The sequence below is a fragment of the Actinopolymorpha sp. B11F2 genome (assembly GCF_040195635.1).
GTDB lineage: Bacteria > Actinomycetota > Actinomycetes > Propionibacteriales > Actinopolymorphaceae > Thermasporomyces.
Map to the genome: position 1 here is coordinate 41,628 of NZ_JBEFTX010000021.1, position 14,172 is coordinate 55,799.

Sequence of the window (14,172 nt, forward strand, 5' to 3'; positions counted from 1 at the left end):
CGCCGTTCGGAACCCTAGCGCCGTACAGAAATCTGCCCGCAACTACCGCTCGCCAGGTATCTCGGGCTCACCGGTATCGCCGATGGAACCGTCTATCCGGCGATGGCCCGACTCGAACGCGAAGGCAAGGTCACCGCGAGGTTGGCCGCGTCGAGGTCCGGCCCGGCACGCAAGTACTACCGACCTACAGCCGCAGGCTATCGCGCACTCGCGGAGTCGGCGGCGATGTGGCAGGCCCTCACCGACGCCGTGAGCCCGGTCCTGTGTCAACCGGTTCCAGCGGAACCGGCTCCGCCGAATGAGGAGAGGTAGCATGCCCGCACCACTCGGCTGGACAAGCCGACTGCGTATCGAACGGGTCTTGTGGACGCTCGACATCCATCTGGGAAGCCTCCCAGGCCGGACCCGTCGGAGCATCCGTCGCGACTTGCGGTTGAACCTGCATGCCTCTGCCGCCAAGGTGGGCGCGGGCGAGGCCATCCGCCGACTTGGCGGTCTGCGCCGTCTCGCACACGGATACCTCGACGCCGCGTATGCCGGGAGGGGGCGCCCCAACCTGCTGAAGGCGGTCTTCTGGCTGCTTGCTGTCGAGATCGTTCTCTCGGGCGCCGGGTTTCTCGGCCACCAAGCATTCATCGATGGTGTCGAGGCTGCGAGCCCACGTCCGGATGGCGTGTTCGACTGGACTGGGCTGCAAGCACTCGGCATCGGCGGTGCAGTGACCTACGCAGATGGCGAACTGCGCGGGTTCTCGCTGACGTTCAACCTGTGGATGGTGCTCTATCTCGTGGTCGCCTTCGCACTCGGCGGTCGGTGCTGGCGGCTCCTGCCGAACCGTATCCGCACCAGTGTCGCCTCCCTCACCCATCGGGTTGGGCCCACGTAAGGACACGCACTGGCCACCGATCCCGAGCCGCGCGGTGTCCCACAACGGCACCTGCCGAATGCCTTTTCTTGTCTCCGTCCTGCGTAGTCCCTAGTCTTCGGAAAGCGTTGTCCACGGGGGCTCCACGATCGAGGCACCGAAGCCGAGGACAGGGGCGTGTGAGATGGGCGTCGAGAACAATCGCGGCCGCGGCCAGACGCGACGTGAGCTGCTCCGCATGGGCACCGCGGGACTGGTGGCGGCTGGTTTCACTACCGGCTGCGACCTGCTGTCCACCGATCCCAACTCCGGCGGCGGTGGCGGCGGCCGGGCCGGCAAGAAGGGTCGCGAAGCACCGAGCCTGGCGAAGCTGGTCAAGGCGGGAGACCTGCCGCCGGTCGCCAAGCGGTTGCCGAAGGAACCGCTCGTCGTCCGACCCGCCGATCAGATCGGTGCGTACGGCGGCACCTGGAACACCGCGTTGCTCGGCCCCGCCGATGCCGCCTGGCTCGACCGCACCATCGGCTACGACAACCTCACGCGCTGGGACCCCGAGTTCTCCAAGGTGATCCCCAACGTCGCGAAGTCGGTGGAACCCAACGCCGACGGCAGGGAGTACACCATCACCCTGCGCGCGGGGATGCGCTGGTCGGACGGCGAGCCGTTCACCGCCGACGATCTCGTGTTCGCCAACGAGGAGGTGGAGAGGAACGAGAAGCTGACGCCCGTGCCGCCGGACAATCCCGCGACCTTCGAGAAGATCGACGACGTCACGGTGCGCGTGACGTTCGAGCGTCCCAACGGACTCTTCCCGGAGGAACAGGCCCAGGCGGGCGGCTCCGACCTGGTGTCCAGGCCGTTCCACTACCTCAAGCAGTTCCACGAGAAGTACAACCCTGACATCGACGCGCTCGTCGAGGAGGAGGGCGTCGCCGACTGGGTGGAGCTGTTCAACCGCAAGGGTGCCCTGATCGAGGGCACGCCCTACAACGCGCGCTGGATGAACCCGGACCTTCCCACACTGTGCCCGTGGCACGTCGACAACGCCCTCGGTGACGGCTCCCGCCTGGTCGCCAGCCGCAATCCGTACTACTGGAAGACCGACCCGGACGGCAGCCAGCTTCCCTACATCGACGAGGTGCGCTTCCAGGTCATCACCGACCCCGAGGTGATGCTGCTGCGGGCCAGCAACGGCGACTTCGACATGCACGCGCGCCACATCAACGAGCCGAGGAACAAGCCGGTCCTCGCCCGCAACCGCGAGTCCGGCGGCTACGACTTCTTCGACACCGTGCCCGCGAGCATGAACAACCTGATGATCGCGTTCAACCTCACCCACCCGGACCGGATGAAGCGGGAGATCTTCCAGAACAAGGACTTCCGCATCGGCCTGTCGTACGCCATCAACCGCGAGGAACTCATCACCGCGGTGTTCCAGGGTCAGGGCAAGCCCTGGCAGGCGGCGCCAAGTGAGCGGTCGGAGTTCTACGTCGAAGAACTCGCCACGCAGTACGTCGACTACGACGTCGATCTGGCCAACCAGCATCTCGACAAGGCGGGCTACTCCGAACGGGACGGCGAGAACCGGCGGCTGGGGCCGGACGGAGAACCGATCCAGTTCGACGTCGAGACCGCAACCGGCCTCAGCCCCACGCAGGTCGACGCGTTGGAGCTCATCCGGGGGTACTGGACCGAGGTCGGCATCACCATGCGGATCAAGGCGGAGGACCGCGCGCTGTTCTACACCCGCAAGGAAGCCAACAAGCACGACGTCGCCATCTGGGGCGGCGACGGTGGACTGAACGACGCGATCCTGGACCCCCGCTGGTATTTCCCTTTCAGCCAGGAGTCCAACTACGCGATCGCCTGGGCGAACTGGTACAACGGCGACTCCCCCGCCATGAAGCCGCCTGCCACGACACGCCGGCAGATGGAGCTGTACGACCAGCTCAAGGCAAGTCCGGACCCGGCCGAACGTCGGGAGCTCTTCATGCAGATCCTGCAGATCGCCACGGACGAGTTCTACGCGATCGGCACGATCCTGCCCGCGCAGGGTTACGGGATCGTCAAGACGACCTTTCACAACGTTCCGAAGACGATGCCCAACGCGTATGTCTATCCCACACCGGGGCCGACCAACCCCGAGCAGTACTACACGGACGCCTGAACCGAACGGACAGACGGAGGGGCAGGCGTCATGGGCCAGGTCTAAGGTGACCGGGTGAGCCGCGCTCTGGGGTGATGCCATGACGTCGTACGAAGTAAGGCCCGTTGGATACGTCGAGTCCACGCTCGTCGATCCTGCGGTCGCCCCGAAGCAGGGGTCCGAAGGTGCGCCGGAGGCGTGGCTGGTATTCAACACTGACGTGGCGGAGGGCCTCCGCGACCTCGTGGTGGGTGCGGAGGTTCTCGTCCTGACGTGGCTTCACCGCGCCGAGAGAGACGTACTCGCCGTGCATCCGCGTGATGATCCCCGGAACCCCGTGACCGGGGTGTTCAGCACCCGGTCCGCGGACCGACCGAATCCGATCGGCCTGCATCGGGTACGCATCACCGCCATCGACGGGCTCCGGATCCTCGTACGGGATCTCGAAGCGGTCGATGGAACTCCCCTCGTCGACGTCAAGCCGGTACTGAGCGATCAGGGTGAACGATGATCCTGCCGCCATGGACCGGCAGCTCATCACCGCCGGTGTCATCGCCGCGCGGTTGACGAGCTGCCGATCCTCGGCAGGTGGGGAAGGAAGGGCTGTCATGGCTGGCACCGTCCGCAACACGAGCCCGTACGAGATGTTCCGCACACTCGCCGCCACCCGACCACCCACTCACCGCTACACCCCTGGCCGTGATGTAGCGGAGTGGCAGGCGAAGGCACTCCCCGACGTCCTCGCCACGCTCGGCACGGCTCCCGCCGCCGTCCCGCCGCAGGCAGAGCTCATCGCCGAATGGCAGCGTGGCGACGTCCTCACCCAGCGATGGCTGCTTGACGTGAGCGCACACCTTGCGGCGTACGCCTATGTCAACCGTCCGGCCGGGCTGGGCGCGAGTGAGACCCGTCCCGCGCTCCTTTGCTGGCACGGACACAGCCATGGTGGCAAGGAGGTCGTCATGGGAAACGACTCGTCGCCGGCATTGCGTGAGGCCGACCGGGACACCCACACGTCCTACGGTCGGCGGATGGCCGAGGCGGGCTTCGTGACGTTCGGCATCGACTGGATGGGGTACGGCGACCAGGACGACAGCGGCAAGCCCCACCATCACGACCTCGCCGGCGGCCGGGACTGGTGCAACCTCTACTACCTGCAGGCCACGATGCTCGGGATGACGCCACTCGGCATCAACCTCGCGCACGGGCGGAGCCTGGTCGACTTCGCCTCGGCACTTCCGTACGTCGACGCGGGCAGGCTGGGGGTGATGGGTCTGTCCGGCGGCGGCACCATGACGCTGTGGAGTGCCCTGACTGACGAGCGGCTCGCGGCCGCCGAGATCATCTGTTACAGCGACCTGTTCGAACACTTCGCGTTCCGGGACCTCAACTACTGTGGATCGCAGATCACGCCCGGTCTGTACGAACTCGTCGATCTGCCAGACCTGCAAGGCCTGCTGGCACCACGACCGCTCCTGGTCGACATCGGCGCGTTCGACCAGTGTTTCCGTCTCGAGTCCGCGATGGCGTGTCACTCTCGCGTGGCGGACATCTATCGGGCCGCGGGCGCGGCTGATCGGCTCGAGCTCGACCTGTTCCCCGGCGGGCACGGCTGGAGTGGTGCGAAGTCGGTGGACTTCTTCTCCCGGCACCTCGCAGCACCACGATGACCACACCGATCCGCGTCACGCCCGCAGCAGGTGGTCGACCGCCGCCGTAGCCGCCTCCTCTGCGGTGCATGCGACGTCGGGCAGCACGCCGCGGCCCTCCCAGTTGGTACCGGTCACCGCGTCGGTGACGTACGCCTCCGGCAGGATCCCGAGGACCGTCGGTGTCAGGCGGATGGGTGTGACGTGATCCGCCGCACCAGGTGTCGCCTCGCCGACAACCGTGACCCTGCCGCGCGCCTGGAGATGGTAGGCAAGCGCCTCGCCGGAGGAGAACGTACGAGTGCTCGACAGCACCGCCACCGGGACGTGAGCCGGCACAGCTGTCCCGGCCTCGAAGTCAGGCGTCCACCACTGCCGCCTACGCTCGCGATAGGTGACCTCGGACAACGGGCGCGACACGTCTCCGAGCACCAGGCCGGCGATGAGCGCGACGGTCGCGGGGTCGCCGCCGCCGTTGCCCCGAAGGTCGATGATGATCCCGGACGCGTGCCGTGCGAGCTGGAACGCCGCCCTGACGTACGACTGCGCCAGGCTCACCGGTTCCAGGCTGTCGATCTGGATGAGGCTGATGCCCTCCCGCAACCGCTGCACCCGGGTCACCGCGGCGGCACCACGCAGGACGCCGGCCGGGTCAGGATCGTCCCAACCCGGGCTCTCCTCGTCAGGCGTTCCAGTGCCCGCAGGCTCGAACTGCAACTCGAGATGACGCGAGTACGCCCACGCGGTACGTTCGACCTCCCGACACGTCGTCGCGGTCACCGGGTCCGACCGGTCGCCATACCTGGCGTCGAGCTCCTTGATCAACGCCACGATCCGGTCCTCCGCTGGCGGAAGGCGGCGTAGCCAGCCGCTCAGCCGTGCGGCCAACTCACTGACCGTCGTCCCGCTGGGTTCCGTCATGCGCACACGGTACGGCCCCCTGGGCCCCTTCCAGCGGCGCGTTCCGGACGCTCTGAGCGAACATGAACCGGCAACCTCATCGAGGTGCTCCCCCAGGAAGACTAGAGAGCGCCACCTCTGTAGGTAGGTCCCCGCGACGCCCTCGGCACAAGCTGGTCACCCGCGGCCATGTCGGGCGGCCCGCTCTGCGAGGGCGCGGTTCATCGCCTCGAACCGCGGCAGGATGTCGCGCTTCAAAAAGCCACTGGCGATCGGCACCGCCACGCCGGCGAATCGTTCGGTCTGCTTGAGCCGCACCCGGTTCGGACCGAGCGGCTCGATGGTGAAACTGTGTTCGCCGTCGAAGACTCCCCCGGGGGGCACCCTGCCGACCCAACGCAGCTCACGGCCGGGTTCGACGGCGAGGACGGTAGGCGTGAACGTCGTCGTGCCGTCGCCGGAACGGATGACGTGGCGCACGGTGGAGCCGACCTCGAGCTCGCCGGAGGAGGAGACGATGAACGGATTCCATTCGGCGTACGCGTCGAGGTCGGCCAACACGCTCCACACCTGCTCCGACGTGGCGTCGACCTCGATCGTCGCGCTCAATGTGAACGGACGCAGATTGGCCCACGCGCTGTAGCCCGCCAGGACAGCGACCAGCGCACCGGCCACCATCAACCGGCGGCGAGGAGACCGCCGCCGCCTCGGGGCTCCACCTTCCAATGTCGGTGCACTCGCGGTCGTGGTCATGCTCAGATCTCCTCAACGAGGAAGGACACCGGCGAACGCGGCGTCGACGAGGTGGGTGGCATAGCGACGATCGATGGGCTTGCCGGTGATCAGGATCCGGTAGTACAGCGCGCCGGCCAGCTGATCCACGAGCAGGTGCGGGTCGGAGTCCGAACGCACCTCGCCCCTCCGCCGCGCAGCCTCGATCCGCGCGACCGCCAGAGCGATCCGTTTGTCGAAGAGATCGCGGACGAGCGTGCCGATGTCGGCGTGTCGCGCCGCGGCGGCGACGAGTTCCGCGACCAGGCCAGCTGACTGGTCGTCCTGGTCGTTCGCCCCACGGCCGGCACGCCGGGTGCGGTTCAATCCCGCCGCGATCTGGGCCATGAAGTCGATGAGATCGGCCCGCAGGTCACCGGTGTCGGCGATCTCGATCTCCTCCTGCCCTCGGCCGATCACGGCGATGGCGAGATGGTCTCTGGTAGGCCAACGTCGGTACAGCGTCGTCTTGGCGACACCCGCGATCTCGGCCACGTGATCGACCGTGAACGCCGTGTAGCCGCGCTCCAGGAGCTGCTCCCCCGCGACCCGCAGGATCCGCGCGTCGGTGTCGGGATCCCGCGGCCGGCCCCGCCGAGCGTTCACTGTCGGACCACCTCCTTTTCGATACGGTCGTTTCGTAATCGGGACGGTACACCAGCCGAGGGATTTACGCAACGGTCGTATCGGAAATCTGCCGGCACGGGCGTGCCACTCCAGCGACGGACCCAACGCCGGCCGCTCGCGACGACGCCGCGGGAAGGCCCCCTTCCCGCACGCCGTGAATCGCAAGGACGCGCCCGATTCTCAATTCAGGAACGGTCGAACGTCGGGGTAAGCAGTTGAACAAAAACAAAGTGACTGTACTGAACTCGCCATTGCCGAGTGCAATTTGGCCTCACCGCCACCGCCGAATGCAAAGAGAGAACACTCACCCAGCAAAGCGTTTTTACCTACATCGACTGGTGAATTCTTGAGGGTGTGAAGTCGAAATACTCGCCACCGGCTGCCTGGAAGGCGTGGCGCATTCGCTGAACTCGAGGGTAACCATCGTGGATTGTCTGCGAAATCGGCGGCAAGCACAACCTCCTGCCGAAAGGTCGCGTGGCCATAGTTATGTGTCGTGGACCCTTGCCGCAACATTCTTGATTGGCATTGCCGTTCCCGCGACCGCCGTGGCGGTGGGCGAACTACCAGCGCCGACTGGCGTCACGACTGGCACCGAACCGCGGCCCAGCAATAATGCGGCACCGCGACACCGTAGCCCACCTCGCCGAACCTCATCGACGATGTACGCAAACCGAGAAAATGGTGGTGTGACGCGAGCCTCCACGTCGTGGCCGGCCCGGAATGCGGGGCGGCCAACGCCTCGAATGGCCGCCGCCACGACCCGAACACGACTCCGGCAGGACGCCGAACGCCGGCAGGACGCCGAACGCCGGCAGGACGCCGAACGCCGGCAGGACGCCGAACTCCGGCAGGACGCCGAACTCCGGCAGGACGCCGAACGCCGGCAGGACGCCGAACTCCGGCAGGACGCCGAACTCCGGCAGGACGCCGAACGCCGGCGGGCCGCCATCCGAGCGGCCAGGAACCGCCCGAAACCAAGGCCTTGGGTATTACCCGTACAGAAATACCACCTGACCGGACGGTTCGGCCAGCAAGGAAACAACTGGTCCTCCTCCCACCACGGTCTCGACTTCGCCGCCCCCGCGGGCACGCCCATCAGGGCGGTCGGGGCCGGGACGATCATCGAGGCGGGATGGAACGGCAGCGCGTACGGCAACCGGATCAAGGTCAGGCACCGCGACGGCACGGTGACGTTGTACGCCCACCTGTCCGGCTTCGAACGAAAGGCTGGCAAGGTCGCGACCGGCACCGTGATCGGCTATGTCGGGACCACCGGCAATGTGACGGGCCCACATCTCCACCTCGAGGTACGACCCCATGGCGGCAAACTCGATTCAGCAATCGATCCCTCGCGATGGCTGGCCACGAAAGGGCTCAGGCCCTGACACGATCCGCCGACCCCAAACGCACACCATGCGATTCCCTCGACCAGCGTGGTAACGCGATGATCCCGCGGCCGCTGTCCCTTCGTACGGGAATTCGCCCTCTCGACAAACTCTTTGAGAATGTACGCCGTCAGCGGCGAGCGGTCATGAGCCAACTCTGCATGGGAAAGGTGAGGCCATCATCGTCGGCGTACGGCTGGAGTGCCGCGTCCAGGCCTTCGAGCAACGCATGCCAACCGCCCGCGTCCAGCGCACTCAGCGGCTCCGCCAGCGGCGAGCTCACCGACTCCTGGGTCAGGAACTCCTCGGCCGAACCGAAGCGCACCGTGAGAATGGTGATGCCGATCCACGCGTCGCGCAGTCCCGCGTCGGTGAGGAGCCAACGCAGCCGGTCGGGACCGGGACCGCCGAAGGGTGAGCGCATCGTGGCCGCAGCGGCGGCGCCGGAGTGGCGTTCCAGTTCGTTCACCAGGGCGACGAAGGCGGGGTTGTGCTCGATAGGTCGCCAGACCGCGACCGCGGCCCGACCGTCAGGCACCAGGACCCGCCGCATCTCACGCAGCGCGCCGGGCTGGTCCCCGACGAACTGGAAGCCCTGCTGGCAACAGACGACGTCGAAAGTCTCGTCGGGGAACGGCAACGCCGTCATGTCACCGGTGTGCCAGTCGATGGCGGGTTGCGTGATGCCGGCGGTGGCGGATCGGGCGACCTCGACCATTCCGGGGTTGAGGTCGACCCCGGTCACGCCGCCGAGCGAACCGACCCGGGCAGCCGCACCACGGGCCACGGCGCCGGTGCCACAGGCCGCGTCGAGTACGCGTTCACCCGGGGCGACCTCGGCCGCGTCGAGGAGGCGCTCAGCGCAGGGGGCGAAGAAGGCGGGCACCAGATAGCGTTCGTACGCCTCCGGCCCGCGTCCCGCCAGCTGCCACGCCTGCTGTCCGTCGGCCATGTCCACTCTCCGTTTCGCATTCTCGACCCTAGGCCCGTCCCGTGGAAGAACCAGCCCAAAGTCCTCCCCGGCGGGGGGCGCGGTGGAATGACCACGCTGAGCATGCCTGTGGTACCCCGAACAGGCATGGACGCCTCGGCAACGTCCACAGGCATACCTAGCGTGGTCATTGTCTTGGCGCGAGGTTGGCCCAGGCCATTGCAGCGCGATTGCATCCCCCCACGGCCAGCCTTCACCCGTGGGCGACGTACGGCTGCCGCCACGCGCCGGGTCAGGCCGCTGCGGCGTGGGTGTCGGGCGGCGGGTTCTCGTAACTCACCGCCAGGTCGTCGGCCGCCACGCCCACCCGGATCAAGGCGCCGTCGGCGATGTCGCCGGTGAGCAGCGCCCGGCCGATGCGGGTCTCGACCTCGCGCGCGATGAACCGCCGCAGCGGACGTGCACCGTAGACCGGGTCATAGCCGCGCACCGCGATCAGCCGCTGAGCCTCCGCGGTGACGTCGAGCGTGATCCGGCGGTCGGCCAGCCGATCGCGCAGCTGGTCGAACATCAGGTCGACGATCTGCTCGATCTCCTCCTGCGTCAGCGGCTTGAAGAGCACGATCTCGTCGACCCGGTTGAGGAACTCGGGCCGGAAGTGTGCCCGCAGTGCCCCCATCACCCGGTCGCGGGCGTCCGGCTCGATCTCGCCGCCGGCCGCAGCTCCTTCGCTGAGGAACTCCGAGCCGACGTTCGACGTCATGATGACCACCGTGTTGCGGAAGTCGACCGTGCGGCCCTGCGCGTCCGTGAGCCGCCCGTCGTCCAACACCTGCAGCAGGAGGTTGAAGACATCGGCGTGCGCCTTCTCGATCTCGTCGAAGAGCACGACGGAGTACGGTTTGCGCCGGACCGCCTCAGTCAGCTGGCCGCCCTCTTCGTATCCCACGTAACCAGGGGGCGCACCCACCAGCCGGCTGACGGTGTGGCGTTCCTGGTATTCACTCATGTCGATCCGGACCATGTTGTCCTCGGTGTCGAACAACGCCGCCGCCAGCGTCTTCGCCAGCTCGGTCTTTCCGACGCCCGTCGGGCCGAGGAAGATGAACGAACCGATCGGCCGCCGCGGGTCCTTGATGCCCGAACGCGCCCGGATCACCGCATCGGCCACCAGGTCGACCGCTTCGTTCTGGCCGACCACTCGCTCGTGCAGGATCTCGTCCAGCCGTAGGAGCTTCTCCCGTTCGCCTTCCTGCAACCGGCTCACCGGGATGCCGGTCCACCGTGCCACGATGGTCGCGATCTCGTCCTCGGTGACGACCTCGCGCAGCAACCGGTGCCCGTTCTGCCGGGCGGAGAGTTGTGCCTCCTCGGCCCCGAGCCTGCGCTGGAGTTCGGGAAGCTTTCCGTGCCGTAGCTCCGCCGCCCGGTTCAGGTCGTAGTCACGCTCGGCCTGGTCCGCCTCGACACGCACCTGCTCGATCTCCTCGCGCAACGCCTGGACGCGATGCAGGGTATGGCGTTCGGCCTCCCACTGAGCGCGCATCGCGTCGGCCTCGGCGTGCAGGTCCGCGAGCTCCCGTCGCAGCTCCTCGAGGCGCTCCTGACTCGCCGCGTCGCTCTCCTTCGACAGTGCCGCCTCCTCGATCTCCAGCCTGGTTACCCGACGGGTGAGCTCGTCGAGTTCGGCCGGCATCGAGTCGATCTCCGTACGCAGCATCGCGCAGGCCTCGTCTACGAGGTCGATCGCTTTGTCCGGCAGGAACCGGTCGGAGATGTAGCGGTGGCTCAGCACCGCCGCGGCGACGACCGCGTTGTCCTGGATCTTGACGCCGTGGAAGACCTCGAGTCGTTCGCGCAGCCCGCGCAGGATCGAGATGGTGTCCTCCACCGACGGCTCGTCGACCAGCACCGGCTGGAAGCGACGCTCCAGCGCGGCGTCCTTCTCGATCCGCTTGCGGTACTCGTCCATCGTCGTGGCGCCGATCATGTGCAGCTCACCGCGGGCGAGCATCGGCTTCAACATGTTGCCGGCGTCCATCGCGCCCTCGGCGGCACCGGCGCCCACGACCGTGTGCAGCTCGTCGATGAACAGCAGGATCCGGCCCTCGGCTGCCCTGACCTCGCCGAGCACCGCCTTCAGCCGCTCCTCGAACTCTCCGCGGTACTTCGCGCCGGCCACCAGCGCACCCATGTCGAGGGCGAAGATCGTCTTGCCACGCAGACCCTCCGGAACGTCGCCGTGGTTGATCCGTTGTGCCAGCCCTTCGACGATCGCGGTCTTGCCGACGCCCGGATCCCCTACCAGCACAGGGTTGTTCTTGGTCTTGCGGGACAGGATCTGGACGACCCGACGGATCTCGGTGTCGCGCCCGATCACTGGGTCGAGCCGCGCCGCGGCGGCGTCGGCCACGAGGTCGCGGCCGTACTTCTTCAGCGCTTCGTACGCACCTTCCGGGCTGGCCGAGGTCACCCGCTGGCTTCCGCGGACCGTCGCCAGGGCGTGCAGGAAGCGTTCCCGGGTGAGGCCCTGGCCGCGCAGGAGCCGGCCGGCCGCCGTCTCCGTACCCTCGTCGAGAAGGGCGATCACGAGATGCTCCACCGACACGTACTCGTCCCCCAGCCGGCGCGCCTCCCGGTCGGCCGCGTCGAGTAGCCGGCTCAACCGTTGGGTGAGGAAGACCTGGCCAGGAGATGCGCCCGGTCCCGACGTTCGGGGACGCCGGGCAAGCTCAGCTTCGAGTTCGGCCCTGAGCTGGTCGGAGTCGGCGCCCGCCTGGGCGAGCAGACGCGGCACAAGGCCGTCCGCCTGGTCCAACAAGGCTGCCAGCAGGTGTTCGCCGTCGACCTCGGTGTGGCCCAGGCGTACGGCCGCGGTCTGGGCGTCGTGCAGGGCTTCCGACGACTTCTGGGTCAGCCGGTTCGGGTCCATGGTCGGCCTCCGGTCGGTCTGGTTTCGCTCGGTCGGGCAGGCATCTCCTGGTGCGACCGCCGTAGGGTCGCTTCGAGCTCGGCGATGCGGTCGAGCAGGTCGACCACCAGGCCGATCGCGGCATAGTTGAGGCAGGCGCCCGCGCGGAGCCGCTCGATCCGGGCGAGCGCGACGAGTTGGTTCGGTGCGAAGACGAGCTGGCCGCGGGTGTCCCGCGTCGGTTCGAGGAGTCCGAGCCGGACCAGCCGGCGGACGAGTTCGGGATGGACTCCGGCCCGCCGGGCGAACGTCTCGAGGTCCATCAGGTCAGAACCCCGGCGGCTTTGTACGCGAACGACTGCGAACGTCATGATGTCGTCCTCCGGCCGGCACCGTCCCGCGACCGGGCTCCTTCTCGCGCGTCGAAGGGCGACACCTCCGCCAGTTCCTCCCACAGCCGGCGCTCCTCGGCGCTGAGCCGCTCCGGCACCACGACCCGGGCTTCGGCGAACAGGTCTCCCGGGCGGCCATGCTGGCGGGGTAGACCACGGCCGCGCAACCGGAGCTTGCGTCCACCCGACGTTCCCGGCGGGACCGTCACCTTCGCGACACCACCGGGTGTGTCGAGGGTGACCGTCGCACCCAGGGCCGCCTCCCATGGCGCCAGCGGCAGGTCGACGTACAGGTCACGCCCGTCCACCCGGTAGCGCCGGTCAGGTGCCACGCGGACGACGAGATACAGGTCGCCGGCGTCCGCGCCCGCACTGCCGCGGCCGCCCTGGCCCGCCAACCGGATCCGTTGGCCATCCGTGACGCCTGCCGGGATCCACACCTCGAACGTCCTGGTCCCGTGCGGTCCGGCCAGAGAGATCGAACGCCGCCCGCCGTGATAAGCCTCGGCCACGCTCACCTCGAGTTCGGCCTCCTGGTCCGCGCCAGGAACCGGGCCCCACCCGCGCCCGGCCGCACCGGTGAAGAGACCGCCGAACAACTCCTCCAGGTCGATGTCCTCACCGACACCGCCACCGACGCCACCGCCGAAGTCGCGGCCGACCTCCGGGCCCATGCCGCGACGTCGGCCGCCGCGCCGGGCGCCTGCGCCGGCCCCCGCACCCGCGCCCGCCCGCGCGCGTCCGGCCGCACGGGCCCTGGACCAGGTTTCCGGGTCGATGCCCTCCGGCACCTGGCGGAAGTCGGGTCCGAAGGCGTCGTAACGCCGCCGGGTGTCAGGATCGGACAGGACGTCATACGCCTCCGAGATGTCCTTGAAGCGCTCCTCGGCCGCCGGGTCCTTGTTGATGTCCGGGTGGTGCGCACGGGCGAGCTTGCGATAGGCGCGCTGGACCTCCTCCAGGCTCGCCGTCCTGGGTACTCCGAGAATCTCGTAGAAGTCCCGGTCCGCCATCGTCCCCCGTCACCTACTCGGACTTCGCGGCCACGACGACCGCGCTGGGACGCAGCTGGCGCTCAGGTTCGCCGTAACCCGGTCGTACGACATCGACGACGGCGCGGTCGGGCAGGTCGTCGGTGGCGACGGTGGCGACGGCCTCGTGACGTTCCGGGTCGAACCTCGCGCCCTTCTCGACATCCTGGCGGGGGAACCCCAACCCGGCAATGACCTTGAGCGCATGCTGACGGACGGCCTCGACGCCGGCGATGACGGAGTCCGAGTCAGCGTCGGCGTGCTGAAGCGCTCGGTCGAGGTCGTCCAGCACGGGAAGCCACTGCGCGGCGAGTCGGGTGCGTTCCTCCGCTCGCCCGAAGGCGATCTCGCGGGCCACCCGTTTGCGGGTGTTCTCGACCTCGGCCGCCGCCCGGTGCCACTTGTCCTCCAGGTCGGCGATGCGCTCGTGCAGTTCCGCGATGCGCTCGTGAAGCTCGGCAGTGCCGGCGTCAGGCCCGACCCCCTCGGCAGATCCGGACGTGGATGCTGAAGGGGATGCGGGAGTGGATGCGGGTGTCGCGGCGTTGTCGTCTGACATGG

At 68.1% G+C, this 14,172-nt stretch carries 14 protein-coding genes; 6 read left to right on the top strand and 8 right to left on the bottom strand.

What is annotated here, in order from left to right; all coding sequences use genetic code 11:
- Positions 1-30 precede the first annotated feature (30 nt).
- From ABN034_RS34650 to ABN034_RS29095, 5 genes are all read left to right on the top strand, one after another.
- Positions 31-312, top strand: coding sequence for a PadR family transcriptional regulator (locus ABN034_RS34650; protein WP_502879115.1), 282 nt, complete (start codon positions 31-33; stop codon positions 310-312).
- A gap of 1 nt (position 313) precedes the next feature.
- Entirely contained in the window at positions 314-886 is a 573-nt protein-coding gene (locus ABN034_RS29080) for a hypothetical protein (RefSeq protein WP_349694177.1), read from the top strand.
- Positions 887-1,049: 163 nt separating this feature from the next.
- Positions 1,050-3,032, top strand: coding sequence for an ABC transporter substrate-binding protein (locus ABN034_RS29085; protein ID WP_349694178.1), 1,983 nt, complete (start codon positions 1,050-1,052; stop codon positions 3,030-3,032).
- Between the two features lie 79 nt (positions 3,033-3,111).
- Positions 3,112-3,522 carry a tRNA (N6-threonylcarbamoyladenosine(37)-N6)-methyltransferase TrmO gene (tsaA, locus tag ABN034_RS29090; protein WP_349694179.1) on the top strand — a complete coding sequence of 137 codons (411 nt, stop codon included), beginning with the start codon at positions 3,112-3,114 and terminating at the stop codon, positions 3,520-3,522.
- Positions 3,523-3,532: 10 nt separating this feature from the next.
- On the top strand, positions 3,533-4,681 hold the full coding sequence (locus tag ABN034_RS29095) for an alpha/beta hydrolase (protein WP_349694180.1): 1,149 nt from the start codon (positions 3,533-3,535) through the stop codon (positions 4,679-4,681).
- A gap of 15 nt (positions 4,682-4,696) precedes the next feature.
- On the opposite strand, the gene ABN034_RS29100 is transcribed toward ABN034_RS29095, so the two are convergent.
- From ABN034_RS29100 to ABN034_RS29110, 3 genes are all read right to left on the bottom strand, one after another.
- Complete coding sequence (locus ABN034_RS29100) at positions 4,697-5,581, bottom strand: S41 family peptidase (RefSeq protein ID WP_349694181.1); 885 nt, start codon at positions 5,579-5,581, stop codon at positions 4,697-4,699.
- A 156-nt stretch (positions 5,582-5,737) separates the two neighbouring features.
- A complete protein-coding gene (locus ABN034_RS29105; protein ID WP_349694182.1) occupies positions 5,738-6,313 on the bottom strand; it encodes an SRPBCC family protein in 576 nt (191 codons plus the stop codon).
- Between the two features lie 12 nt (positions 6,314-6,325).
- Positions 6,326-6,937 (bottom strand): TetR/AcrR family transcriptional regulator, encoded by a 612-nt coding sequence (locus ABN034_RS29110; RefSeq protein WP_349694183.1) that lies wholly within the window; start codon positions 6,935-6,937, stop codon positions 6,326-6,328.
- A 767-nt stretch (positions 6,938-7,704) separates the two neighbouring features.
- Here ABN034_RS29110 and ABN034_RS29115 point away from each other — a divergent pair.
- A complete protein-coding gene (locus ABN034_RS29115; protein ID WP_349694184.1) occupies positions 7,705-8,346 on the top strand; it encodes a M23 family metallopeptidase in 642 nt (213 codons plus the stop codon).
- A gap of 130 nt (positions 8,347-8,476) precedes the next feature.
- Here ABN034_RS29115 and ABN034_RS29120 read toward each other — a convergent pair whose 3' ends face one another.
- The 5 genes from ABN034_RS29120 to ABN034_RS29140 form a co-directional block, all read right to left on the bottom strand.
- Positions 8,477-9,298 (bottom strand): class I SAM-dependent methyltransferase, encoded by an 822-nt coding sequence (locus ABN034_RS29120; RefSeq protein ID WP_349694185.1) that lies wholly within the window; start codon positions 9,296-9,298, stop codon positions 8,477-8,479.
- A 271-nt stretch (positions 9,299-9,569) separates the two neighbouring features.
- Positions 9,570-12,209 carry an ATP-dependent chaperone ClpB gene (gene clpB / locus ABN034_RS29125; RefSeq protein WP_349694186.1) on the bottom strand — a complete coding sequence of 880 codons (2,640 nt, stop codon included), beginning with the start codon at positions 12,207-12,209 and terminating at the stop codon, positions 9,570-9,572.
- Positions 12,191-12,559, bottom strand: coding sequence for a chaperone modulator CbpM (locus tag ABN034_RS29130; RefSeq protein WP_349694187.1), 369 nt, complete (start codon positions 12,557-12,559; stop codon positions 12,191-12,193). The genes clpB and ABN034_RS29130 overlap by 19 nt, the downstream gene beginning before the upstream one ends.
- On the bottom strand, positions 12,556-13,593 hold the full coding sequence (locus ABN034_RS29135) for a DnaJ C-terminal domain-containing protein (RefSeq protein ID WP_349694188.1): 1,038 nt from the start codon (positions 13,591-13,593) through the stop codon (positions 12,556-12,558). Before ABN034_RS29135 ends, ABN034_RS29130 begins: the two co-directional genes overlap by 4 nt.
- Positions 13,594-13,606: 13 nt before the next feature.
- Positions 13,607-14,170: a nucleotide exchange factor GrpE gene (locus tag ABN034_RS29140; protein ID WP_349694189.1), complete on the bottom strand. Its 564-nt coding sequence runs from the start codon at positions 14,168-14,170 to the stop codon at positions 13,607-13,609.
- Between the last annotated feature and the right edge of the window lie 2 nt (positions 14,171-14,172).

Bases quoted from the DNA above. Each gene is read 5' to 3' on its own strand.
- ABN034_RS29085 (WP_349694178.1), top strand. From the start codon at position 1,050: ATGGGCGTCGAGAACAATCGCGGCCGCGGCCAGACGCGACGTGAGCTG.
- ABN034_RS29140 (WP_349694189.1), bottom strand. From the start codon at position 14,170: ATGTCAGACGACAACGCCGCGACACCCGCATCCACTCCCGCATCCCCT.
- ABN034_RS29115 (WP_349694184.1), top strand. From the start codon at position 7,705: ATGGCCGCCGCCACGACCCGAACACGACTCCGGCAGGACGCCGAACGC.
- tsaA (WP_349694179.1), top strand. From the start codon at position 3,112: ATGACGTCGTACGAAGTAAGGCCCGTTGGATACGTCGAGTCCACGCTC.
- ABN034_RS29100 (WP_349694181.1), bottom strand. From the start codon at position 5,581: ATGACGGAACCCAGCGGGACGACGGTCAGTGAGTTGGCCGCACGGCTG.
- clpB (WP_349694186.1), bottom strand. From the start codon at position 12,209: ATGGACCCGAACCGGCTGACCCAGAAGTCGTCGGAAGCCCTGCACGAC.
- ABN034_RS29095 (WP_349694180.1), top strand. From the start codon at position 3,533: ATGGACCGGCAGCTCATCACCGCCGGTGTCATCGCCGCGCGGTTGACG.
- ABN034_RS29130 (WP_349694187.1), bottom strand. From the start codon at position 12,559: ATGACGTTCGCAGTCGTTCGCGTACAAAGCCGCCGGGGTTCTGACCTG.
- ABN034_RS29135 (WP_349694188.1), bottom strand. From the start codon at position 13,593: ATGGCGGACCGGGACTTCTACGAGATTCTCGGAGTACCCAGGACGGCG.
- ABN034_RS29120 (WP_349694185.1), bottom strand. From the start codon at position 9,298: ATGGCCGACGGACAGCAGGCGTGGCAGCTGGCGGGACGCGGGCCGGAG.
- ABN034_RS29080 (WP_349694177.1), top strand. From the start codon at position 314: ATGCCCGCACCACTCGGCTGGACAAGCCGACTGCGTATCGAACGGGTC.
- ABN034_RS29105 (WP_349694182.1), bottom strand. From the start codon at position 6,313: ATGACCACGACCGCGAGTGCACCGACATTGGAAGGTGGAGCCCCGAGG.